General features: G+C 72.3%; 22 protein-coding genes and 1 pseudogene. 16 read left to right on the top strand and 7 right to left on the bottom strand.

Going from position 1 to position 21,014, the window contains the following annotated elements; translation table 11 throughout:
• The first annotated feature begins 164 nt into the window (after positions 1–164).
• The 8 genes from AV521_RS51085 to AV521_RS25500 all read left to right on the top strand — a co-directional run bounded on the left by AV521_RS51085 (position 165) and on the right by AV521_RS25500 (position 8,285).
• Positions 165–788 carry an MFS transporter gene (locus tag AV521_RS51085; RefSeq protein WP_143658645.1) on the top strand — a complete coding sequence of 208 codons (624 nt, stop codon included), beginning with the start codon at positions 165–167 and terminating at the stop codon, positions 786–788.
• 30 nt (positions 789–818) lie between these two features.
• Entirely contained in the window at positions 819–1,739 is a 921-nt protein-coding gene (gene mshB / locus AV521_RS25530; RefSeq protein ID WP_076091044.1) for an N-acetyl-1-D-myo-inositol-2-amino-2-deoxy-alpha-D-glucopyranoside deacetylase, read from the top strand.
• Positions 1,736–2,152, top strand: a complete 417-nt coding sequence (locus AV521_RS25525) for a DUF6113 family protein (RefSeq protein WP_076091042.1) — start codon at positions 1,736–1,738, stop codon at positions 2,150–2,152. The genes mshB and AV521_RS25525 overlap by 4 nt, the downstream gene beginning before the upstream one ends.
• Positions 2,153–2,311: 159 nt before the next feature.
• Positions 2,312–4,654 (top strand): hypothetical protein, encoded by a 2,343-nt coding sequence (locus AV521_RS25520; protein ID WP_076091041.1) that lies wholly within the window; start codon positions 2,312–2,314, stop codon positions 4,652–4,654.
• 154 nt (positions 4,655–4,808) lie between these two features.
• Complete coding sequence (locus AV521_RS25515) at positions 4,809–5,738, top strand: ABC transporter ATP-binding protein (RefSeq protein WP_179023382.1); 930 nt, start codon at positions 4,809–4,811, stop codon at positions 5,736–5,738.
• Positions 5,735–6,475, top strand: coding sequence for an ABC transporter permease (locus AV521_RS25510; protein ID WP_076091037.1), 741 nt, complete (start codon positions 5,735–5,737; stop codon positions 6,473–6,475). The genes AV521_RS25515 and AV521_RS25510 overlap by 4 nt, the downstream gene beginning before the upstream one ends.
• A gap of 5 nt (positions 6,476–6,480) precedes the next feature.
• Positions 6,481–7,674, top strand: a complete 1,194-nt coding sequence (locus AV521_RS25505) for a sensor histidine kinase (protein ID WP_076091187.1) — start codon at positions 6,481–6,483, stop codon at positions 7,672–7,674.
• A complete protein-coding gene (locus tag AV521_RS25500; RefSeq protein ID WP_076091035.1) occupies positions 7,671–8,285 on the top strand; it encodes a response regulator transcription factor in 615 nt (204 codons plus the stop codon). The genes AV521_RS25505 and AV521_RS25500 overlap by 4 nt, the downstream gene beginning before the upstream one ends.
• 4 nt (positions 8,286–8,289) lie before the next feature.
• Here the strand turns inward: AV521_RS25500 and AV521_RS25495 are convergent, their stop codons facing one another.
• Positions 8,290–9,156 carry a transglutaminase-like domain-containing protein gene (locus AV521_RS25495; RefSeq protein WP_076091033.1) on the bottom strand — a complete coding sequence of 289 codons (867 nt, stop codon included), beginning with the start codon at positions 9,154–9,156 and terminating at the stop codon, positions 8,290–8,292.
• 28 nt (positions 9,157–9,184) lie between these two features.
• Positions 9,185–10,177, bottom strand: coding sequence for a GNAT family N-acetyltransferase (locus tag AV521_RS25490; protein ID WP_079249397.1), 993 nt, complete (start codon positions 10,175–10,177; stop codon positions 9,185–9,187).
• A gap of 296 nt (positions 10,178–10,473) precedes the next feature.
• Between AV521_RS25490 and fdxA the strand changes: the two genes are divergently transcribed.
• Together fdxA and AV521_RS25480 are read left to right on the top strand one after the other, a co-directional pair.
• Positions 10,474–10,794: a ferredoxin gene (gene fdxA / locus AV521_RS25485; protein ID WP_053758679.1), complete on the top strand. Its 321-nt coding sequence runs from the start codon at positions 10,474–10,476 to the stop codon at positions 10,792–10,794.
• A 125-nt stretch (positions 10,795–10,919) separates the two neighbouring features.
• On the top strand, positions 10,920–12,011 hold the full coding sequence (locus AV521_RS25480) for a bifunctional succinyldiaminopimelate transaminase/glutamate-prephenate aminotransferase (RefSeq protein WP_076091031.1): 1,092 nt from the start codon (positions 10,920–10,922) through the stop codon (positions 12,009–12,011).
• Between the two features lie 98 nt (positions 12,012–12,109).
• On the opposite strand, the gene AV521_RS25475 is transcribed toward AV521_RS25480, so the two are convergent.
• Entirely contained in the window at positions 12,110–12,526 is a 417-nt protein-coding gene (locus AV521_RS25475) for an ATP-binding protein (RefSeq protein ID WP_076091029.1), read from the bottom strand.
• A 287-nt stretch (positions 12,527–12,813) separates the two neighbouring features.
• On the bottom strand, positions 12,814–13,803 hold the full coding sequence (locus AV521_RS25470) for a heavy metal transporter (RefSeq protein WP_179023380.1): 990 nt from the start codon (positions 13,801–13,803) through the stop codon (positions 12,814–12,816).
• Positions 13,804–13,900: 97 nt separating this feature from the next.
• Between AV521_RS25470 and dapE the strand changes: the two genes are divergently transcribed.
• Both dapE and AV521_RS25460 read left to right on the top strand, forming a co-directional pair.
• Entirely contained in the window at positions 13,901–14,980 is a 1,080-nt protein-coding gene (gene dapE, locus AV521_RS25465; RefSeq protein WP_076091025.1) for a succinyl-diaminopimelate desuccinylase, read from the top strand.
• A 104-nt stretch (positions 14,981–15,084) separates the two neighbouring features.
• Positions 15,085–15,843, top strand: a complete 759-nt coding sequence (locus tag AV521_RS25460; RefSeq protein ID WP_076091023.1) for a TIGR00730 family Rossman fold protein — start codon at positions 15,085–15,087, stop codon at positions 15,841–15,843.
• Positions 15,844–16,036: 193 nt separating this feature from the next.
• On the opposite strand, the gene folP is transcribed toward AV521_RS25460, so the two are convergent.
• A complete protein-coding gene (gene folP, locus AV521_RS25455) occupies positions 16,037–16,897 on the bottom strand; it encodes a dihydropteroate synthase (RefSeq protein WP_076091021.1) in 861 nt (286 codons plus the stop codon).
• Between the two features lie 160 nt (positions 16,898–17,057).
• On the opposite strand from folP, the gene AV521_RS25450 reads away from it, so the two are divergent.
• The 3 genes and pseudogenes from AV521_RS25450 to AV521_RS51080 form a co-directional block, all read left to right on the top strand.
• Positions 17,058–17,414, top strand: a complete 357-nt coding sequence (locus AV521_RS25450) for a DivIVA domain-containing protein (protein WP_076091019.1) — start codon at positions 17,058–17,060, stop codon at positions 17,412–17,414.
• Complete coding sequence (locus AV521_RS25445; RefSeq protein ID WP_076091017.1) at positions 17,411–18,001, top strand: DNA-3-methyladenine glycosylase I; 591 nt, start codon at positions 17,411–17,413, stop codon at positions 17,999–18,001. The genes AV521_RS25450 and AV521_RS25445 overlap by 4 nt, the downstream gene beginning before the upstream one ends.
• Positions 18,002–18,032: 31 nt before the next feature.
• Positions 18,033–18,615: pseudogene (locus AV521_RS51080) on the top strand (GNAT family N-acetyltransferase); the annotation flags it as partial.
• A 127-nt stretch (positions 18,616–18,742) separates the two neighbouring features.
• Here the strand turns inward: AV521_RS51080 and AV521_RS25435 are convergent.
• Positions 18,743–19,546: an enoyl-CoA hydratase/isomerase family protein gene (locus AV521_RS25435; RefSeq protein WP_076091015.1), complete on the bottom strand. Its 804-nt coding sequence runs from the start codon at positions 19,544–19,546 to the stop codon at positions 18,743–18,745.
• A gap of 371 nt (positions 19,547–19,917) precedes the next feature.
• Between AV521_RS25435 and AV521_RS25430 the strand changes: the two genes are divergently transcribed.
• A complete protein-coding gene (locus tag AV521_RS25430; RefSeq protein WP_004950282.1) occupies positions 19,918–20,085 on the top strand; it encodes a DUF3117 domain-containing protein in 168 nt (55 codons plus the stop codon).
• Between the two features lie 99 nt (positions 20,086–20,184).
• Here AV521_RS25430 and AV521_RS25425 read toward each other — a convergent pair whose 3' ends face one another.
• Positions 20,185–20,883, bottom strand: a complete 699-nt coding sequence (locus tag AV521_RS25425) for an O-methyltransferase (RefSeq protein ID WP_076091011.1) — start codon at positions 20,881–20,883, stop codon at positions 20,185–20,187.
• Positions 20,884–21,014: the final 131 nt, after the last annotated feature.

The following is a 21,014-nucleotide window of genomic DNA, read 5'->3' as shown; positions in this document are numbered from 1 at the left end:
GACGCCGAGCCGGCGCATCCGCCTGTTCGCCGCCGTTCCCCCGGCCGTGCTCGCCCCGGTCGGCACGGTCACCCTGGTGCACGACGCCCGGCTTCGCCGCAGTCGCCGGGCTCACCTACGGTCTGGGCCAGGTCACGAGGGCCGGCTGGACCGACCCCCTGATCGTGACCCTGCTCGTCGGCGGCTCGCCCGCGCTCATCGCCTTCCTGCGGTGGCGGACGAGGACATCGGGCCCGCTGCCGCCGACGTACATCGTGCGGGACCGCAGTCGTGTCGGCTGGTACCTGTCCATGGTCCTGCGGGCCATGCACCACCACGCCCCGATGGCCCTCGGAACGGCCCTCCTGCTCCTGTTCGTCGCAGTGCTCCTCAGTGCCACCCAGGTCTCCGCGCGCCTGCTGCACCGCGCCACGCCCCGCGTCCTGACCGTGACGGGCCTGGTGACGACGGCTCTCGGGCTCATGCTCCTGGCCGGCGGAGCGCCGGACGCGGGCCCCGCGACCTCCCTGCCCGCCATGTTCGTCATCGGATTCGGGCTCGGCATCGCCTTCATGCCGGTCTTCTCCCTCGCCACCGACGCCGTCGCCACGCGGCACTCCGGCGGAGCCTCGGCAGCCCTTGTCACGACCCAGCACCTGGGCGGAGCGATCAGCTCGGCGCTGTTCTCCGCCGTCGCCCGCCCCGCCGCCTCTGGTGCGTGGCCGTCGGTGTCCTGCTCGCGGCCCTGCTCGCCTGGCCGCTGGTCCGAACCGATGTGCCGCGCCGCGAGGACGCGAGCCGTGGCGTAGAGAGCGCAGCGGCCTCGTAGGGTGGGTCCCATGACGGAACTGCCCGATCGGCGTCTGCTGCTGGTGCACGCCCACCCGGACGACGAGTCGATCAACAACGGCGCCACGATGGCCAGGTATGCGGCCGAGGGTGCGCACGTGACCCTGGTCACCTGCACACTCGGCGAGCGGGGCGAGGTCATCCCGCCCGGGCTGCGGCATCTGACGGGGCCCGCGCTGGGCGCCCACCGGCGCGGCGAGCTGGCCATGGCCGTGCGCGCGCTGGGCGTGGGCGACGCCCGGCTGCTCGGCGGGGCGGGCCGGTACGGGGACTCCGGGATGATGGGCATTCCGGACAATGACGACCCCGGGTGCTTCTGGCAGGCCGATGTGGACCAGGCCGCCGGTCACCTCGCCGAGGTGATCCTGGAGGTCCGCCCCCAGGTCCTCGTCACCTACGACGACCACGGGGGCTACGGCCACCCGGACCACATCCAGGCCCACCGCGTCGCCATGCGCGCCGTCGAACTGGCGGACCGGCGAGGGCACCGGATCGACAAGGTCTACTGGAACCGCGTCCCGCGCTCCGTCGCCGAGGACGCCTTCGCCCGCCTCCAGGACGACCTGCCCGCGCTGCCGTTCGACAAGAGCGCGTCCGTGGCCGACGTACCCGGCGTGGTGGACGACGAGCGGATCACCACGGCTGTCGACGGCGCCGCCTTCGCCGCAGCCAAGGCCGCCGCGATGCGCGCCCACGCCACCCAGATCGACGTGGCCGAGCCGTACTTCGCGCTCTCCAACGAACTGGCCCAGCCGCTGTTCACCACCGAATACTACGAGTTGGTGCGGGGCACGGCCGAGCCCGGGGAGACCGACCTGTTCGCCGGAGTCGGCCTCGGACTCGGGCACGGACTCGGCGTCGGTTCAGGCCCCGGTGTCGGTATCGGTATCGGCGTCGAGGAGACCTCATGAGCAACACCGGACCGGGCTCGCCGCTCGCCCAGCCACTGCAACGGCCCTCGGCCGCACGGGTTGTCGCTTATGTCGGGCTCTTCCTGCTCGGTGCCGTCGTCGGCCTCGCCGGGACCCTGGTCCAGGCCGCCTGGTTCCCCGGTGGGCTGCTGCTCGCCCTCGCGGGCGCGGCCGGGCTGTTCCTCGGCGGGTCGTACGCCACCGGCGGCCGGGGCGGGGCGGTCGCACCCGTGGTGGGCTGGATCGTCGCCGTCATCCTGCTCACCACCTCGCGTCCGGAAGGCGACTTCCTGTTCGCCGCCGGAGGCAGCTCCTATCTCTTTCTGCTCGGCGGTATGGCGCTCGCTGTGATCTGTGCCACCGTTGGTGCCGGGCGGCAACCTCGTGACGGCCTTGCCCGACTTGGCAAGTGACGTACCACTTCGCGGCGCGGCGCGCGTGCGAGTCCGGTGTGGGTTTCCTCGGCGGCCCTGGGATAAGCGCCAGAAGTGGCCAGTATGGTGGTGCGCGCCGCCGAGCCGCCCGAGCAGTCAGGTCGTAACGGGCGGTGGAGCCAACTGGGAGAACCTGCCTTGAGTCGTGAAACTGACACTCCGTCCTCCGGGCCCAACGGGCGCGGCGGAGCCGCATACCCCTCCGGCACGCCGCCGTACGGGACCCCCATGGCTTCCGACGACGGTACGGACGCGGGCCGTTCGGCTGCGCGGCCGGAGGAGAAGAAGACCGAGACCACGCTGACGACCCGGATCCGGATCAACATCCCCGGGTCCCGGCCCATCCCGCCGGTCGTCGTGCGCAAGCCCGTCGGGGGCTCCGACGGTGCCGGGGACGAGGCGCCCGCCGCCGACCCGCGGCCCGCGCCCGACCGCACGGCCGCCGCTGAGGCGCCCGCCGAGGCCGCGGCCCAGGCCGAGGAGAAGACCAGCGACTGGTTCGCGCCCCGCAAGTCCGGCGGCGGCAAGGGCGGTCCGGGCGGTGGTGGCACGAACGGCGCGGGAACGCCCGGCGGTTCCGGTGCCTCCGGCGGCACGGGCGGTTCCGGCGGTTCCACCCCCGCCACCGGTGCGCCGGGCACCCGTACGGGTGGTCCGGGAGCATCCGGTACCTCTGGTGGCACCGGCGCACGCCCCGGCGGTGGCCGTCCCGGCGGTGTGGTCGGCTCCATGAGCGTCCCGGGCGCCTCCCGCTCCGGCACCACGAACGGCAAGGGCCTGCCCGGCGCCACCGGCGGCCCCGTCGCCCCCGGGCACGGCGGCGGCACCGGCTCCTTCGACGTGACCGAGGCACTGGCCGCGGGCCCGCTGGGCGGCGGCTCCCGCCCCGGCGCGTCCGGCGGCGAACCGAGCCGTGACGACCTGCCGTACTTCTCGGAGAACGCCGGGCAGGAAGGCTTCGGCGGCGCGGGCACGGCGGGTGCGAGCGGTCCCGGCGCCCCGGGCGCCCCGGGCCCGAACGGGCAGAACGGCTTCGCCGGTAGCGGCGCGAACGGCCTCGGCGGTCTGGGCGGTCCCGGTGGTCCCAGCGGCTTCAACGGCCCGCACGGCCAGGGCGGTCCCAGCGGCCCGCAGGGGCCGGCCGGACCCACCAGCGGCCCGGTCACCGGCGACGGCCCCCTCGTCCCGTCGTCCGCCGACCCCTTCACCGGCCTGCCCGGCACGGGCGGTTACGGCGGCCCCGGCGCTCCCGGCGCCGGTCCCGGCAGCGGTCCCACCGGTCTCGGCCCCGGCGGCGGGCTCAGTGACGACACCGCGATCCTCACCCCGCAGAAGCCGGCCCCCGAACCGGGCACGCCCGCCTTCCGCCCCGACAACGTCTCCGGACACACCGTCACCAGCGGCATCCCGGTCGTCCCCGGCGCGGGCACTTCCCCGTTCGGCAGCGGCTCCGCCGACGGCCCCGACGCGCGGACCCCGTCCGAGCCGAAGTCGGCCGCCACGCCCAAGGCGCAGGCCAAGCCGAAGAAGAAGGGCCGCAGCAAGCTGGTGCTGCTGGGCGTCGGCGTGGTCGTCGTCGCGGGCGGCGCTTACGGCGCCGGGCTGCTGATGAACCACACCGACGTCCCCAAGGGCACCACGGTCCTCGGCGTGGACATCGGCGGCGGCACCCGTGACGACGCCGTCAAGAAGCTCGACGACGCCTTCGGCGGCCGGGTGAACACGCCGCTGAAGCTCTCCGTCGGCGGCAGGACGGTCACCCTCACCCCGGAGAACGCCGGCCTGCAGTTCGACTTCCAGGCCACCGTGAGCAAGGCCGCGACCAGCGACTACAACCCGGTCTCCGTCATCGGCTCCCTCTTCGGGCAGAAGCGTGTGATCGAGCCCGACATGCCGGTGGACGAGGAGAAGCTCCAGGCGGCCCTCCAGCAGGCGGGCGGCGGTTCCGGCTCCGGCTCGGTCGTCGAGGGCGGCATCGACTTCAAGCCCGGCCAGGCCGTCGCCGTCTACGGCAAGGCGGGCAAGGCGATCGACGCGGGCCAGTCCACCGGCGCGGTCGAACAGGCCTACCGCCAGCTGGTGGAGACGGGCACGGCGACCCCGGTCACCGTCCCGACGGCCACCAAGCAGCCGACGGTGTCGAATGCGGCGGTCGACGAGGAGATGAAGAAGTTCGCGGAGCCGGCGATGTCGGGCAAGGTGACGGTGTCGGCGGGCGCCGGGCATGTGGTGGTGATGAGCCCGGAGAAATCGCTCTGGAAGTTCCTCAAGGTGGTGCCCACCGCGGACGGCAAGCTGGTCGACAAACCCGACCTGAACGCCCTGAAGCAGCTCTACGGAGGGACCTTCGACGGCGTACTGATCACCCGCGGCAACGGCAAGAAGACGCCGGTCACCCCGCAGGAGGTCTACATCGCCCTCCGCCAGGCCCTGATCAGCAGGACCAACCGGGTCGCGGTCATCTCCACGAACCCGAGCTAGCCGGGCCGTAGACGAGAAAAAAGGGGGGCGTCCGCCGTTCAGCGGGCGTCCCCCTTCGTCGTGCCTGTCACCCGATCCGCATGACATCTGTCATCCGGCACTATGGACCCCCGACACTGCCCGGCACCCCGCTCTCGCCGGGAGCATGGTCAGCATGACAACGACTGCGGCACCGGCCACCACCACCCCGGTGGTCGGCTTCGACCAGGTGACCAAGACCTATGGCAGCGTGCGGGCCGTCGACGGGATCTCGCTCCGCCTGCATCCCGGCGAGACCGTCGCCCTGCTCGGCCCGAACGGGGCCGGCAAGTCCACCACCCTCGACCTGCTCCTCGGCCTCAAGCACCCCGACAACGGCACGGTGAGCCTCTTCGGCGGCACCCCGCGCGAGGCGATCGTCGCCGGGCGGGTCGGCGCCATGCTGCAGAGCGGCGGCCTGATGGACGAGGTCACCGTCACCGAGCTGGTGAAGCTGGCCTGCTCACTGCACCCGAAGCCGTACAAGCCCGCCGACGTCATGGCCCGTGCGGGCATCGCGCAGATCGCCGACCGCAAGGTCAACAAGCTCTCCGGCGGCCAGGCCCAGCGCGTCCGCTTCGCCCTCGCCACCGCCGGCGACAGCGACCTGATCATCCTGGACGAGCCGACCACCGGCATGGACGTCTCCGCCCGCCAGGCCTTCTGGGCCACCATGCGCGAGCAGGCCGACCAGGGCCGTACGGTCCTGTTCGCCACCCACTACCTCGAAGAGGCCGACGCCATCGCCGACCGGGTCCTGGTGCTGCACCGCGGCCGGCTCCTCGCCGACGGCACCGCCGCCGAGATCAAGGCCAAGGCGGGCGCCCGCAGGGTCTCCTTCGACCTGGAGGGCGCCATCGACGAGGCCGCCCTGCGCGCCCTGCCGTTCCTGACCTCCATAGACGTTTCGGGCCAGACCGTGCGCATCCAGTCGTCCGACGCCGACGCCACCGTCCACGCCCTGTACGGCCTCGGTGTCTACCCCCGCAACCTCGAAGTCGCCGGCCTCGGTCTGGAGCAGGCCTTCGTCGCCATCACGGAGGCCGAGGAGGCCAAGCAGTCATGAACGCCCTGATCAAGCTCGAACTGGCCCGGGTCCTGCGCAACAAGAAGTTCCTGTTCTTCTCGGTGCTCTACCCCTCGTTCATCTACCTGATCTTCTCCAGCAGCTCCGGCTCGAACCAGAAGGTCGACGGCACCGGCCTGACCGTCGCCACCTACCTGATGGTCTCCATGGCCTCCTTCGGCGCCCTGACCGCCGTCCTCATGGGCAACAGCGAGCGCATCGCCAAGGAGCGCGAGAACGGCTGGGTACGGCAGCTGCGGCTGACCCCGCTGCCCGGGCGCGGCTATGTCCTCGCCAAGACCGCCAGTGCCGCCGTGGTGAGCCTGCCGTCGATCATCGTGGTGTTCCTCGTCGCCGCGGTGATCAAGCACGTCCACCTGGACACCTGGCAGTGGCTCGCCCTCACCGGGGTCATCTGGGCCGGCAGCCTCGTCTTCGCCGCGCTGGGCGTCGCCCTCGGCTACCTCGCCTCCGGTGACGCGGTCCGCCCGATCACGATGATCGTCTACTTCGGTCTGTCGATCCTCGGCGGCCTGTGGATGCCGTCCACCACCTTCCCGAAGATCCTCCAGGACATCGCGAAGTGGCTGCCCACCCACGCGTACGCTGCTCTGGGACGGGCGATCGAACAGAGCCAGGCCCCGAGCGCCACGGACGTCGCCGTCCTCGCCGTCTACTTCGTCCTCTTCGCGGGCGGCGCGGCCTGGCTGTACCGGAAGGACACGCTGAAGGCGTGAGCGCGATGACGGAAGACCCGCAGGCCTGTGAGACACGGCCGGAGCTGCAGGTGCGGATCGGCCAGGGCCCGACCAACCGGCGCGAGGTCATGGTCAAGACGCTGTGGATCGGCATCTGGCTGATCTTCCTCAGCTCGCCGGTCCAGGACCTGACCTCGGGCCGTCACACCCTGGGCGCCACCGTGGCCGGCGCGCTCGGCCTCACCGCCTTCGTCGTGGCCTATCTGACACTGGTCTTCCGGAACATGGGCCGCCCCTTCACGCCGCGGATCGTCATCTCGCTGCTGTCGGTCCTCGGCGTCCTCGCCCCCGTACTGGCCTACAGCCTCGGCACCCCCTGGCTCGGGCTCTTCATCTACCTCTCGGTGGCCTGCGGGGCGACCCTGCCGGTCCGGGCCGCGTGCGGGGCGATCCCGGCGACGGCCGTGGTGATGTTCCTCGTCGGACTGCACGTCGGCCTGTCGGGGTGGAACGACAGTCTGCTGCTCGTCGGGCTCATCGGGTTCGCGATGGTCGGCGTCGGCCAACTCGTCCGCACGACCGTCGAGTTGCGCAAGGCCCGGGCCACCGTGGCCCATCTCGCGGCCAACGAGGAGCGGCTGCGGCTCGCCCGTGACCTGCACGACCTGCTCGGGCACTCGCTCTCGCTGATCACGCTGAAGAGCGAGCTGGCCGGCCGGATGCTGCCCGACCATCCCGACAAGGCGGCCCAGCAGATCGCCGACATCGAGCAGGTCAGCCGGCAGGCCCTGGTCGACGTCCGGGAGGCCGTCACCGGCTACCGCCGCCCGCGCCTGGTAGCCGAACTCGCCGGCGCCCAGGTCGCCCTGACCGCCGTCGGCGTCACCGCCGAGGTGCCCGCCGAGCCCGACCTCACCGGCGTCCCCGAGGAGGCCGAGTCCGCGCTCGCCTGGGCGCTGCGCGAGGCCGTCACCAACGTGGTACGGCACAGCGGCGCCGACAAGTGCCTCGTCCAGGTCACGCACCGGCAGACCCTGGACGGCCCGATGCTCGAACTCTCCGTCGAGGACAACGGATCCGGCGGCAGCGGCAGCGGTCCCGGCAACGGTCTGACCGGCCTCACGGAGCGGCTGGAGAAGGCCGGCGGCACCCTGGAGGCGGGCCGGATCAAGCACGGTTTCCGGCTGGTCGCCCGCGTCCCGGCGCCCCTGTCGGGGGACGTAGGATCCGGGGCATGACGAGCACGATCAAGGTCCTTCTCGCCGAGGACCAGTCGATGGTCCGCGAGGCCCTGGCCGCCCTGCTCGGCCTGGAGGACGACATCGAGGTCGTCGCCCAGGTCGCGCGCGGGGACCAGGTACTGGCGGCCGTCGACGCGCACGGCGTGGACGTGGCACTGCTCGACATCGAGATGCCCGGCTGCACCGGCATCGAGGCGGCCGCCCGGGTCCACCGGGAGTTTCCGCAGGTCAAACTGGTCGTCCTGACCACCTTCGGCCGCCCCGGCTATCTGCGCAGCGCGATGGAGGCCGGCGCCGACGCCTTCCTCGTCAAGGACGCCCCGGCCGCCCAGCTCGCCGAGGCGATCCGCAAGGTGCTCTCCGGTGAGCGGGTCATCGACCCCACGCTCGCCGCCGCCGCGCTCGCCGAGGGCGCGAATCCGCTGACGGAGCGCGAACGCGAGGTGCTCCGCGCGGCGGCCGACGGTTCCACCAACGCCGAGCTGGCCAAGGCCCTCCACCTCTCCCAGGGCACGGTCCGCAACTACCTCTCCACGGCGATCCAGAAGCTCGCGGTGCGCAACCGGGCGGAGGCGGTGCGGATCGCGCGGGAGAAGGGGTGGCTCTGAGAGGTCAGTTGAGCATGGCCCGCGCGGTACGGGCCTGTTCCCGTACCTTCCGCGCGGCCGATTCGTCGATGACCTCGATCAGATCGGCATAGGTGTCCAGTTCCTCCGCACCCGACATGAACTCGCCCCGCTGCACGAGCAGTTGCCCGCGCTCGTAGCGGAGCCGGGCCGGATGCGAGGGGATCAGCAGCGCAAGCTCCACGGCTCGCAGGGCGACGTCCGAGCGCTCGGGCCGGGCGGCGGCCCACGCGCGGATGTTGTTCAGGATCCGCTGGACGACCTCCAGCGGCGCCGCGGGCTCCAGCATCGAGGCGTCCAGCGGCGCCCCCGTGGCCCCCACCACGAACATCTCCGTATCGGTCCCGGTCAGCACCCGCCCCCCGGCGAACGGATCGGCCAGCACCTGCTCCTCGGCCGCGCCGAAGCCCACCACGAAGTGCCCCGGCAGCGCGACCCCGTACACCGGCGCGCCCGCCCGACGTGCGACCTCCAGCCACACCACCGACAGCAGGATCGGCAGCCCGCGCCGGCGCCGCAGCACCTCGTGCAGCAGGGAGGACTCCAGCCGCTGATAGTCGCCGGGCGTGCCGTGGAAGTCGTAGCGCGCCCCGAGCAGCCGTCGTACGGCCTCCGCCCATGCCTGCGGCCCGCCCGGCCGGTACGGCAGCTCGCCCGCGAGCCGGTCCAGCTCCAGCTGCGCGGCATCGATCCCGGCCTCGTCCAGCGAGCCGTCCGCCACGGCGCCGATCAGCAGGCACAGCGCCGACAGATCCGGCCGCTCCGACCGGGCCTCCTCGGCGAACCTTCGGCACAGCTCGGCCGACCGCTCCGGCGGGGGCGGATACGGCGGCGGCAGATACGGGTGACGCATGCGAGGCTCATGCCCTTCCACGACGGTTCTACGACCCGGCCGCGCCCGGGCCGTCCGGCTCCCCGGCTTCGGCCTCGGCAACTGCCGGGTCCCGGCGGTCGGCGGGTGGGGCGGTGCGGCTTCGGCGGCCTCGTGCGCCCGTGGCCGCGCCCGTCCCGCGGTCCTGATCGTCGGATCCCGCCGCGTCCGGTGCCCGGTAGTGGTGGTAGTTGTGGTGCGGGGCGAAGCCCAGGCGGGCGTACAGGCCGCGGGCGCCCTCGTTGTCCGTCTCGACCTGCAGCCAGGCCGCCGACGCGCCCTCGTCCAGCGCCCGGCGGGCCAGCGCGGCCAGCACCTCCGTGGCGAGGCCCTGCCGGCGCAGCCCGGGATCCACCTCGACCGCGGCGAACCCGGCCCACCGGCCGTCCACGACACACCGCCCGATCGCCGCCGGAGGCTCACCCTCCGCCCCCGGTACGGTCGCGAACCACACCGACGGGCCCCCGCCCAGCACTCGCAGGGCCACCTCGCTCACTCCCTTGCGCTGGTACCGGGCGAGCCAGGCCTCGTCCGCCCGCCGGGACAGCACCACACCCGCGCCCTCGGCCCGGTCCGCGACCGGCGCCAGAGCACCGGTCCACACCTCGGCGGTCACCTCCCGCACCCAGCCGCGCCGCTCCAGCTCCGCGCACAGCAGCTCCTGTGTGCCCTCGGCTCCGGTGGCCGTCTGGACGTAGGCGGGCAGACCACGCTCGCCGTACCAGCGTCGTACGGCCGCAAGGGCCGCGTCGAGGGGAAGACCGGGGTCGCCGAGCGGCAGCACACTGTTGGCCCGCCGGGTGAACCCGCCGGCCGCCCGCAGCTCCCACTCCCCGAGCCGCTCGGTCTCCAGCGGCGGCCAGCCGCGCGAGGAGACCCGCGCGAGTTCCTCGTACGAGGCGGCGGGCCCCCGGCGGCGTGCCGGAGCGGCCGGTACCACCTTGCCCGCGACCAGGGCAGACTCGGCGATCCGGACACTTCGCCCGTCCCGTCGTGTGATCATGAGCACGCCATCATCCCATGATGTGAGAACACCCACCGTGTCGGTGAACTTCTGCTGTCCCGTTCCAGGTTCGCTCAAGCGCCGTACGGAGACTCGTTTTCCCACGTCAGCCGGGGTGATCCGGACTTCCAGCCGTCCTGCCGCCGATATTTCCACTGGTCAGTTCACCCCTCCTGTACGGATCATGCCCCGGAACGGAGATACTAGGGGCGGGCATCGACGACGCCGCGCTCCCGCGCGCCAGGCGGCGGAGCCTGAGGAGGCCCGCCAGCGCCCTATCGAGGAGGAACGACAGCGTGACCTACGTCATCGCGCAGCCTTGTGTCGACGTCAAGGACAAGGCGTGCATCGAGGAGTGCCCGGTCGACTGCATTTACGAGGGCTCCCGGTCCTTGTACATCCACCCGGACGAATGCGTCGACTGTGGTGCCTGTGAGCCGGTCTGCCCGGTCGAGGCGATCTTCTACGAGGACGACACTCCGGAGGAGTGGAAGGACTACTACAAGGCGAACGTCGAGTTCTTCGACGAGCTGGGCTCGCCCGGCGGTGCCAGCAAGCTGGGGCTGATCGAACGCGACCACCCCTTCATCGCCGCGCTGCCGCCGCAGGGCGAGTGACCGTCTAAGCGCCAAGCGGCCGCCCGCGAACGCGCCGCCTCGGTCCCGTACGGCCCGATCACCCCGATCACCGCCGCACGGGACCGAGGCGTTTGCCGCACCGTACGAAAGTGAGCCTGATTCCCGTGTCCGCAGTCTCCGAACGGCTCCCCACCTTCCCCTGGGACAAGCTGGAGCCGTACAAGAAGACGGCCGCCGCGCACCCCGACGGGATCGTCGACCTGTCCGTGGGCACCCCGGTCGACCCCGTGCCCGAGCTGATCCAGAAGGCCCTGATCGACGCGGCCGACTCCCCGGGCTACCCGACCGTCTGGGGCACCCCGGCGCTGCGCGACGCGATCACCGGCTGGCTGGAGCGCCGCCTGGGCGCCCGCGAGGTCACCCACCGGCATGTCCTGCCGGTCGTCGGCTCCAAGGAACTGGTGGCCTGGCTGCCGACCCAGCTGGGCCTCGGCCCCGGCGACAAGGTCGCCTACCCGCGCCTCGCCTACCCGACGTACGAGGTCGGCGCCCGCCTGGCCCGCGCCGACTACGAGGTCTACGACGACCCGCGCGACCTCGACCCGGCAGGCCTGAAGCTCCTCTGGCTGAACTCCCCGTCCAACCCCACCGGCAAGGTGCTGTCGAAGCAGGAGCTGACGGACATCGTCGCCTGGGCCCGCGCCCACGGCGTCCTGCTCTTCTCCGACGAGTGCTACCTGGAACTGGGCTGGGAGGCCGACCCGGTCTCGGTCCTGCACCCCGACGTCAACGGTGGCTCCCACGACGGCATCGTCGCCGTCCACTCCCTCTCCAAGCGCTCCAACCTGGCGGGCTACCGCGCGGCCTTCATCGCCGGCGACCCGGCCGTTCTCGGCCCGCTGCTGGAGATCCGCAAGCACGGCGGCATGATGACCTCGGCGCCCACGCAGGCGGCCGTCGTGGCGGCCCTGGGCGACGACGAGCACGTGCGCGTCCAGCGCGAGCGCTACGCCGCCCGCCGCGAGGCCCTGCGGGCGGCCCTGCTCGGCCACGGCTTCCGCATCGAGCACAGCGAGGCGAGCCTCTACCTCTGGGCCACCCGCGACGAGTCCTGCTGGACCACGGTCGCCCACCTCGCCGACCTCGGCATCCTCGTCGCCCCGGGTGACTTCTACGGCGAGGCGGGCGAACAGTTCGTACGGGTGGCGCTGACGGCAACGGACGAACGAGTCCAGGCAGCGGTGTCCCGCCTGTAACGGCTACGGCTGCCGACGGAGGAACAAACGGCGACGGGGCCCAGGGAACTCCCTGGGCCCCGTCGGCGGTCAGAGTCGGCCGTTCAGGCGAGCGGCGCTCAGCTGAGCGGCGACGACAGCGCCCCGCCCGGCACCGACGGCAGCTGCGGCACCCCGGTCTTCGCGGCGTCCCCGACGACGCTCCCCGCCGTCCCGGCCGTCTGCCCCGCGGCGTTCTCCGCCACCGGCATCGTCTTCTTCAGGGTGTTGCTGCTGGCCCTGGTCACGCCCGGCAGGGTCTTCCCGGCCGCCGTGCCGCCCGTGTTGGCCGCGACAGTGGTGGCGTTCTGCGCCGCATCGCCGACGGTGCTGCCGACGTTCGCCGTGTCCGGGGCGGTCAGGCCACCCGTGTTCGGGGTCGCCACCGGCAGGTTCGTGGCCGCACCGGCGGAGCCGGCCGCACCGACCCCGGCTGCCGCTCCCGCTGCGACGAGCAGCGCGGCACGGGCGATCCGGCGGGTCAGAGGGAGGGACATGATGCTCCATTCGACGGGAGAGAACGGTGTCTGTGTCCGGACCCGGCTCCGGGCTCGGACGCCGTGACTACCGCTCGAAACCCGCGAAGGTTGCGGACGCCCCAGGTAAAGAATGGATAACGCATCGCATTATCAGGTGGGGATAAAAACGGGCAAAGAACGTCTCCCGGAAATCCCGCAGAATCCTTACGGCCCTTGTTTTCCAAGGGATTCGGGAGACGGCGCGCGTCCCGCGCGGACAGTGCGCCGAACCGGCGCCGCATCACCCGTCGGAGTGGGATCTCGTACTACTGTCCGGTCACGATCCGGACGGTCCCCGCGGAGCTCTCCGCACCGGCTGCCCCGTCCGCCGCGGTCGGCTTCCACTGGCCGCCGCCGCTCCCGGCCGCCCATTCCCGGCCCGCGTACGACACCCGCTGGATGTGCAGCGTCGAGGAGTTGGCCACGGCCCACTGCGCCAGCTGCCAGCCGCGCTCCCGCTCGCCGCGTCCGATGGCGTCGACCTTCGTGCCCTGGGGCACCGGCACGGTCACGGTCCGCCCCTGCGCGGTCGCGGTCACGCTCGGCGACGGAGACGGCGACGGCACGGGCGTCCCGCCCACCTCCGCACCGGTCTCCTGCAGCGCGTCCCGCCCGAAGTCCCGTACCAGCGCGGCCCGTACCGCGTCCGGTCCCGTCGCCGAGTCCGTGGGCTCCTGGCGCCCGTCGCAGGTCAGCGTGGCCGCCGCGCGGCCGGTCAGCGCCGCCGCCAGCAGCGTGGCGTCCGGCTCGTGCTTGGCGTACGCCTCCGGGTAGCCACTGCGCTGGACCTGCTGGGCCGCCTCGGTCAGCGGCAGATCGGCGTAGTCGGGCACCTTGGCGAGGTGCGCGTAGAAGATGCCGGCCGCGTACGCCGGGTCCATGATCTGCTGGCCGGTGCCCCAGCCCTGCGAGGGCCGCTGCTGGAACAGGCCCAGCGAATCCCGGTCACCGTGCTCGATGTTGCGCAGCCCCGACTCCTGCAGGGCGGTCGCCAGCGCGATCGTCACCGCCCGCTCGGGCATCCCGCGCCCGGTGCCCACGGCCGCGATCGTCGCCGCGTTCCCCGCCTGCTCCGGCGTGAACTCGTACGACGTCCCGTCGCCCGAGGACGACACCACCTTGCAGCCGCGCGCTCCGCCGCCTCCGGTGACGTACTGCACCACGAGATACGCGGCGACACCGCACAGGACCAACAGGGCCGCACTGAAACGAAAGAGGCGGCCGCGACGCTTGGGACGGGTGGGGGGCTCTGACACCCGTCCAAGGTACTGGAGGCCCGCCCGGCCCTCACCGGGGGTCACCGGGACAGCGCTTACCCACGGCTCCGGGAGCCGGCGCGCTAGGGTCGACGCCATGGCCGACACCTCGCTTGACCTCACGCTCGATGCCGCGGCGCTCACCGCGCAGCTCGTGGACTTCCCCTCCGAGAGCGGCACCGAGAAGCCGCTCGCGGACGCGATCGAGACCGCCCTGCGCGCTCTGCCGCACCTGACGGTCGACCGCTACGGCAACAACGTGATCGCCCGCACGAACCTGGGCCACACCGAGCGCGTGATCCTGGCCGGCCACATCGACACCGTCCCGATCGCGGACAACGTGCCCTCGCGCCTGGACGAGGACGGCGTGCTGTGGGGCTGTGGCACCTGCGACATGAAGGCGGGCGTCGCGGTGCAGCTGCGCATCGCGGCCACGGTCCCCGCTCCCAACCGCGACCTGACCTTCGTCTTCTACGACAACGAGGAGGTCGCCGCCGAGCTCAACGGCCTCAAGCACGTCGCCGAGGCCCATCCCGAGTGGCTGCGCGGCGACTTCGCGGTCCTGCTGGAGCCCTCCGACGGCGAGGTCGAGGGCGGCTGCCAGGGCACCCTGCGGGTGCTGCTGAAGACGAAGGGCGAGCGGGCCCACTCGGCGCGCGGCTGGATGGGCTCCAACGCCATCCACGCGGCTGCCCCCATCCTGGCCCGCCTGGCGTCCTACGAACCGCGCTGGCCGCTGATCGACGGCCTGGAGTACCGCGAGGGCCTGAACGCGGTCGGCATCAGCGGCGGGGTGGCCGGCAACGTCATCCCCGACGAGTGCGTGGTCAAGGTCAACTTCCGCTACGCCCCCGACCGCACGGAGGAGGAGGCGATCGCGCACGTCCGCGAGGTGTTCGCGGACTGCGGCGTGACGGAGTTCGTGGTCGACGACCACAGCCCCGGTGCGCTGCCCGGCCTCTCGCACCCGGCCGCGGTGGCCTTCATCGAGGCGGTGGGCGGCACCCCCAAGCCGAAGTACGGCTGGACGGACGTCTCCCGCTTCTCCGCGCTCGGCGTCCCCGCGGTCAACTACGGCCCCGGCAACCCGCACTTGGCCCACAAGCGCGACGAGCGGGTGGAGACGGCGAAGATCCTCGCGGGCGAGGAACGGCTGCGGGACTGGCTGACGGCGTAAGGATCCCGCATGGCGCACGCATGGGGGACATGCGCATGTCCCCCCTCCGTAACCCGCGTGGATCTACGCTGAGGTGGAACTACCCGCAATCGGAGGGAGCGCACATGGCTACCGGTAACCCTGAGGGGAAGAAGGTGCCGCCGGACGAGCAGCGGCTCGGACCGGTCCTGCGGCGGCGGGGACAGGTGACGGCGAGTACGACCGACCAGCGGCTGCTGGACGCGGGCGGCCCCACGGACTGGGTCCACACCGACCCCTGGCGCGTGCTCCGCATCCAGTCGGAGTTCATCGAGGGCTTCGGTACGCTGGCCGAACTCCCGCCTGCCATCAGCGTGTTCGGCTCGGCCCGCACGCCGGCGGACTCACCGGAGTACGACGCGGGGGTGCGGCTCGGGCGCGGGCTGGTCGAGGCGGGCTGGGCGGTGATCACGGGCGGTGGGCCCGGGGCGATGGAGGCGGCCAACAGGGGCGCGTGCGAGGCGGGCGGCGTCTCGGTCGGCCTTGGCATCGAACTGCCCTTCGAGCAGGGCCTGAACCCCTACGTCGACATCGGCCTCAACTTCCGCTACTTCTTCGTCCGCAAGATGATGTTCGTCAAGTACGCGCAGGGGTTCGTGGTCCTGCCCGGCGGCCTCGGCACGCTCGACGAGTTCTTCGAGGCGCTGACCCTGGTCCAGACCCAGAAGGTCACCCGCTTCCCGATCGTCCTCTTCGGCAGCGAGTACTGGGGCGGCCTGGTGGACTGGCTCAAGAACACGCTGGTCGCCCAGGGCAAGGCCGCCGAGAAGGACCTCCTCCTCTTCCACGTGACAGACGAGGTCGACGAGGCGGTGGCCCTGGTCTCGAAGGAAGCGGCCCGCTAGCGCGGAGCCCGGCCACCGCACTCGGACACCCGGCACCGCCCCGGCCGTCCGTTTCCCACCCACCCCGCCCACACCCACCCCGCCCACACCCACCCCAGCCTTTCCACCTCGGCCTCTCCACCTCGGCCTCTCGGCCGACCGGGACGAGTGGCCGGGTGGGGAAACGGGGGCCGGGGGCGGAGCCCCCTGATGGTCAGGCCAGACCCCGCCGGGCCACCGCAGGGAACCGGTGGCCGGCTATCGACGCGACCATCTCCAGTACCTGGCGCGTCTCGGCGACCTCGTGCACGCGGTACACCCGCGCCCCGAGCCACGCCGACACCGCGGTCGTCGCCAACGTACCGATCAGACGTTCCTTCACCGGCCGGTCCAAGGTCTCGCCCACGAAGTCCTTGTTGGACAACGACACCAGCACCGGCCACCCCGTGGCGACCATCTCGCCCAGCCGCCGCGTCGCCTCCAGACTGTGCCGCGTGCTCTTCCCGAAGTCGTGCCCGGGATCGATCAGCACCGACTCCCGCCGCACCCCGAGCGACACCGCCCGCTCGGCCAGCCCCAGGGTCACGTCGAGAATGTCGGCCATGACGTCGTCGTACGTCACCCGGTGCGGACGCGTCCGCGGCCGTGCACCCCCCGCGTGCGTGCACACCAGCCCCACCCCGTACCGCGCCGCGACCTGCGCGAGCCCCGGGTCGACGCCGCCCCACGCGTCGTTCAGCAGATCCGCCCCCGCGTCGCACACCGCCGCGCCGACCGAGGCCCGCCAGGTGTCCACGCTGATGATCACGTCCGGGTAGCGCCGCCGTACCTCCGCCACGAAGCGGACCGTCCGCCGCGCCTCCTCCGCGGCCGTGACCTCCTCGCCCGGCCCGGCCTTCACCCCGCCGATGTCGATGATCGAGGCACCTTCGGCCACCGCCTGCTCCACCCGCGCGAGGGCGGGCTGGTCGAGGAACGTGGCGCCCTGGTCGTAGAAGGAGTCCGGAGTCCGGTTCACGATCGCCATGATCACCGGCTCCTGGGGTCCGAATTCCCGTCTGCGCAGCCTGAGCATCCGCTGTGACCCCTCCCTGTGCGTCCCGTGGTAGGGGCGCCTGAGACCGTTAGTGTCAGACCGGCATGGCACGATCGGACCCTGAAAGAGTCAAGAGATTCAACGGATACATTTCGACGTCCGGTAGTGCGTCCGGCAGAGAGCGTGGGGACCCCTGGCGATGGTGATGTTCTTGTTCCTGGTCGTCGCGCTGGCCGTCGTGGTCGCCGCGGTGACTCTTGCCGTGGTGGGCGGTGGCGGCAGCGCCCCGCTGCCCGAGGTGGCGCCGGAGCGGCTGCAGGACCCGCTGCCCCCGGACCGCCCGGTGGACCGGTCGGACGTGGAGAGCCTGCGCTTCCCGGTCGCCCCGCGCGGCTACCGCATGGCGGACGTCGACGACGCCCTCGGCCGGCTCGGCGCCGAACTGGCCGAGCGGGACGCCCGGATCGCGGACCTGGAGTCGGCGCTGGCCGGAGCCAGAGCCGCGGCGGCACACGTCCACATGGCGAAGCCCGATCACCCCGAGGACCAGCGATGAGCGACGGAGCCGCCCTCGCCGGGCCCGACGGCGCCCTGCGCTGCCCCTGGGCCCTGTCGACCGAGGACTATGTGTCGTACCACGACGAGGAGTGGGGCCGCCCGGTCCATGGCGACGACGCCCTCTTCGAGCGGATCAGCCTGGAGGCCTTCCAGTCCGGCCTGTCCTGGATCACGATCCTGCGCCGCCGCCCGGGTTTCCGGTCGGCCTTCGCCGGCTTCCGCATCGAGAAGATCGCCGCGTTCAGCGACGAGGACCGCGAGCGCCTGCTGGCGGACCCGGGCATAATCCGCAACCGCGCCAAGATCGATGCCACGCTCGCCAACGCGCGCGTGCTCGCCGACTGGGCGGAGGGCGACTTGGACGAGCTGGTCTGGTCCCACGCGCCCGACCCGGCCACCCGTCCGGTCCCGAAGACCCTCGCCGACATCCCGGCTGTGACCCCGGAGTCCACAGCCCTGTCCAAGACCCTGAAGAAACGGGGCCTCAGATTCGTCGGCCCGACGACCGCGTACGCCCTGATGCAGGCGTGCGGCCTGGTCAACGACCACCTGGAGGCGTGCGTGGCGAGAACCGCCGGTTCCTGACCGCCATGGCCCCCGCTGCTCTGGCCGGCATACGACCGTGGTGCCACGGCCGAGCCACCGCGACGCCCGAGTGATCGCGTTCACCGCACACTCCGTGGTCTTCACGGACGAGGACCGGCACGGGGTGCGGAGCACGCTCGCGTCCCTGGACCGCGACGAGCCGGCGGCCGCGATGAACCCCCGCTTCCTGGCCGCGTTCCTGGCCCGCACGGGCCGGTCGGCCGACACCATGGACCTGCTCACCGTGGCCCCCGCCCTGCCCGGCCCGCCGCCGCTGGAGCTGCGGGAGCCGGCCGGCCCGGACCGTCCGCGCGCACAGTGCGCGGCGGCGCCGGGACGACGTCCGCGTCCGGGCGACGGGCGGCGGGGTCGTCGTCCTCGGCCGGGGTGTGGCGGGCCGCTGGGAGACGGCGGCCGAGGTCGACGAGGACGCCCGGCACCGGGGCCTGGACCGCGCCCCGGCCACGGCCACCCGCCACCGCGTTCCCGCGGGGGAGTGGGTCTGGTCGCAACAGGCCGCCGGCAACGCCCGATGGGGGTGCCCCCTCTGGGGAGTGCGCGCCTTCCAGGCGGCCGGATACCGGCCGGTGGGCGCGAAGGCCCTGCTCATCGCGCCCCAGTCCCCCGGCAGGCGACGTCTGCCCGTCAAGGAGCGGCGTCCGGTGCGTCGAGAGGGCGTGCGGGCGTCGAGACAGGGCGAACGTCGCCTGTTGGGGCACTGGGACCAGCCGGTCGGCGGGGTCAGCGGCCCAGGTACTTCGGCTTCTCCTTGTTCACGAACGCCTGCACCGCGATTGCGTGGTCCTCGGACTGGCCGGCCCGGGCCTGCAGCTCGTCCTCCTTCTCCAGGGTCTCGGCGAGGGAGTGCGTGAGCCCGTGGGCCACCGCCTCCTTGATCGCCGCGTACGCCACCGTCGGCCCCTCGGCCAGGGCCCGCGCCGTCTTCTCGGCCTCGGCGCGCAACTCGGCGGCGGGTACGACCCGGTTGGCGATGCCCAGCTCCAGCGCGTCCTGGGCGCTGATGCTGCGCGGGAAGAGCAGCAGGTCGGCCGCACGGCTCGGGCCGATCACCCGGGGCAGCGTCCAGGAGATGCCGGAGTCGGCGGTCAGCGCCACGCCCGCGAAGGAGGTGTTGAACGCGGCCGTGTCGGCGACCAGCCGGTAGTCCGCGGCGAGCGCGAAGCCGAAGCCGGCCCCGGCCGCGACGCCGTTCACCGCGGCGAGCACCGGCTTCGGCGCTCCGGCCAGCGCCCGCACGATCGGGTTGTAGTGCTCCTTGACCGTGGACATGGTCTGCCCGGACCCGGTCTCACGGTCCGCCGCGAGGAGCCCGATGTGCTCCTTGAGGTCCTGGCCCACGCAGAACGCCCGGTCCCCGGCCGCGGTCAGCAGGATCGCCCGTACGGCGGTGTCCCCGGCCGCGGATTCCGCCGCCTCGCGGAGGGCGACCTTGGTCGCGATGTTCAGCGCGTTCATCGCTTCGGGGCGGTTCAGCGTGATCGTCGCGAGTCCGTCGCTCACCTCGTAGAGCACGGTGTCGGCCATGGCGCATCCCCTCCGGGGTCGGGATGACGTACCGCTCGGTACGTCCCTGTACGAAGGACAGCATGGCGGAGATCGCTTTCCAAGGGCCGGACCCGACGTGTGACCTGCGTCAAAGAAAAACGGAGCGGTGTCGGCCGGTGGATGTCCGTGCGGTGGCGAAGTATCGCAGCCACATCCCCGAATTGGGTGGTTTTGCTCGCGCGCGTTGCCCAAGCGATGCCGACTGATGTTGGTCATCGGGTCCTGCCATGCGGGATAATGGCCGGGAAGCAATGTGTTCGATGCCGGTGTCGCGTGTCCGTTCCGGAACCGCGGATGCCCTCCGAGGGCTCTCGGCAGACGATGAGCTGGTTTCAGGAAGGGGAACGAGCATGGCGGCCATGAAGCCGCGGACGGGTGATGGCCCGCTCGAGGTGACCAAGGAGGGGCGGGGCATCGTCATGCGCGTTCCGCTCGAAGGCGGCGGTCGACTCGTCGTCGAGCTGACCCCTGACGAGGCCGCGGCGCTCGCCGACGCCTTGAAGAACGTCGTCGTCTGACGCGTCAGCGATCCAGTCCTCACGGCTGCCCCGGCATCGTACGACGTGCCGGGGCGGTCGCGTATCCGCCCCGTGGCGGGCCGCCCCGCGGCAGTCCGGTCAGCGTTTGACGGCGCACAGCAGGCCGTCGCCCACCGGCAGCAGCGACGGCACCAGCTCCTGGCTCTCGCGCACCGCGCGCAGCAGTTCCCGCAGCCGCAGCACCTCCGTGGGCTGCGGCCCCGAATCGACGGTACGGCCGTTCGCGAAGACGCCCTCGAAGACCACCAGGCCGCCGGGCCGCAGCAGGCGCAACGATTCAGCGAGATAGTCCAGGTACTCCACCCGGTCCCCGTCGCAGAAGACGAGGTCGTAGCCGGCGTCCGCGAGCCGGGGCAGGACGTCAAGGGCGCGGCCCGGGATGAAGCGGGCCCGGTTGCTGGCGAAACCGCAGGCGCGGAAGGCCTGCCGGGCGAACTGCTGGTGTTCCGGCTCCGGATCGACCGTGGTGAGCACCCCGTCCGGGCGCATGCCGTGCAGCAGATGGATTCCGGACACCCCGCAGCCGGTGCCGATCTCCGCGACGGCCTTCGCGTCCACGGAGGCGGCGAGCAGTCGCAGCGCGGCGCCCGTGCCGGGCGACACCGAGCGCAGCCCTGCCTCGCGGGCCCGGTCACGGGCCCAGCGCAGCGCTTCGTCCTCGGCGACAAAGGCGTCGGCGAACGCCCAGCTCGTCTGCCGGTTGCCGGTAATGACCCTCTCCTGTCCCCGTGAATGCCTGGGCGTGACTGTATCCGTTGCCGTCGGGAACCCGCAGATGGGACCGGACGTTTAGTGGGATGAGACGGTGCCCGGATGCGCGACGGGGGGTAAGAGGTGGATCAGGACGCCGAGCAACTGCTGACGCAGCCGTATCAGCGTGTATCAAATTCTCGTAAAACCGCTTATCC

This window comes from Streptomyces sp. IMTB 2501 (assembly GCF_001953885.1).
Taxonomy (GTDB): Bacteria; Actinomycetota; Actinomycetes; order Streptomycetales; family Streptomycetaceae; genus Streptomyces.
Note: the sequence above shows the minus strand (reverse complement) of the source record. Positions and strands in the feature narration are given on the sequence as shown.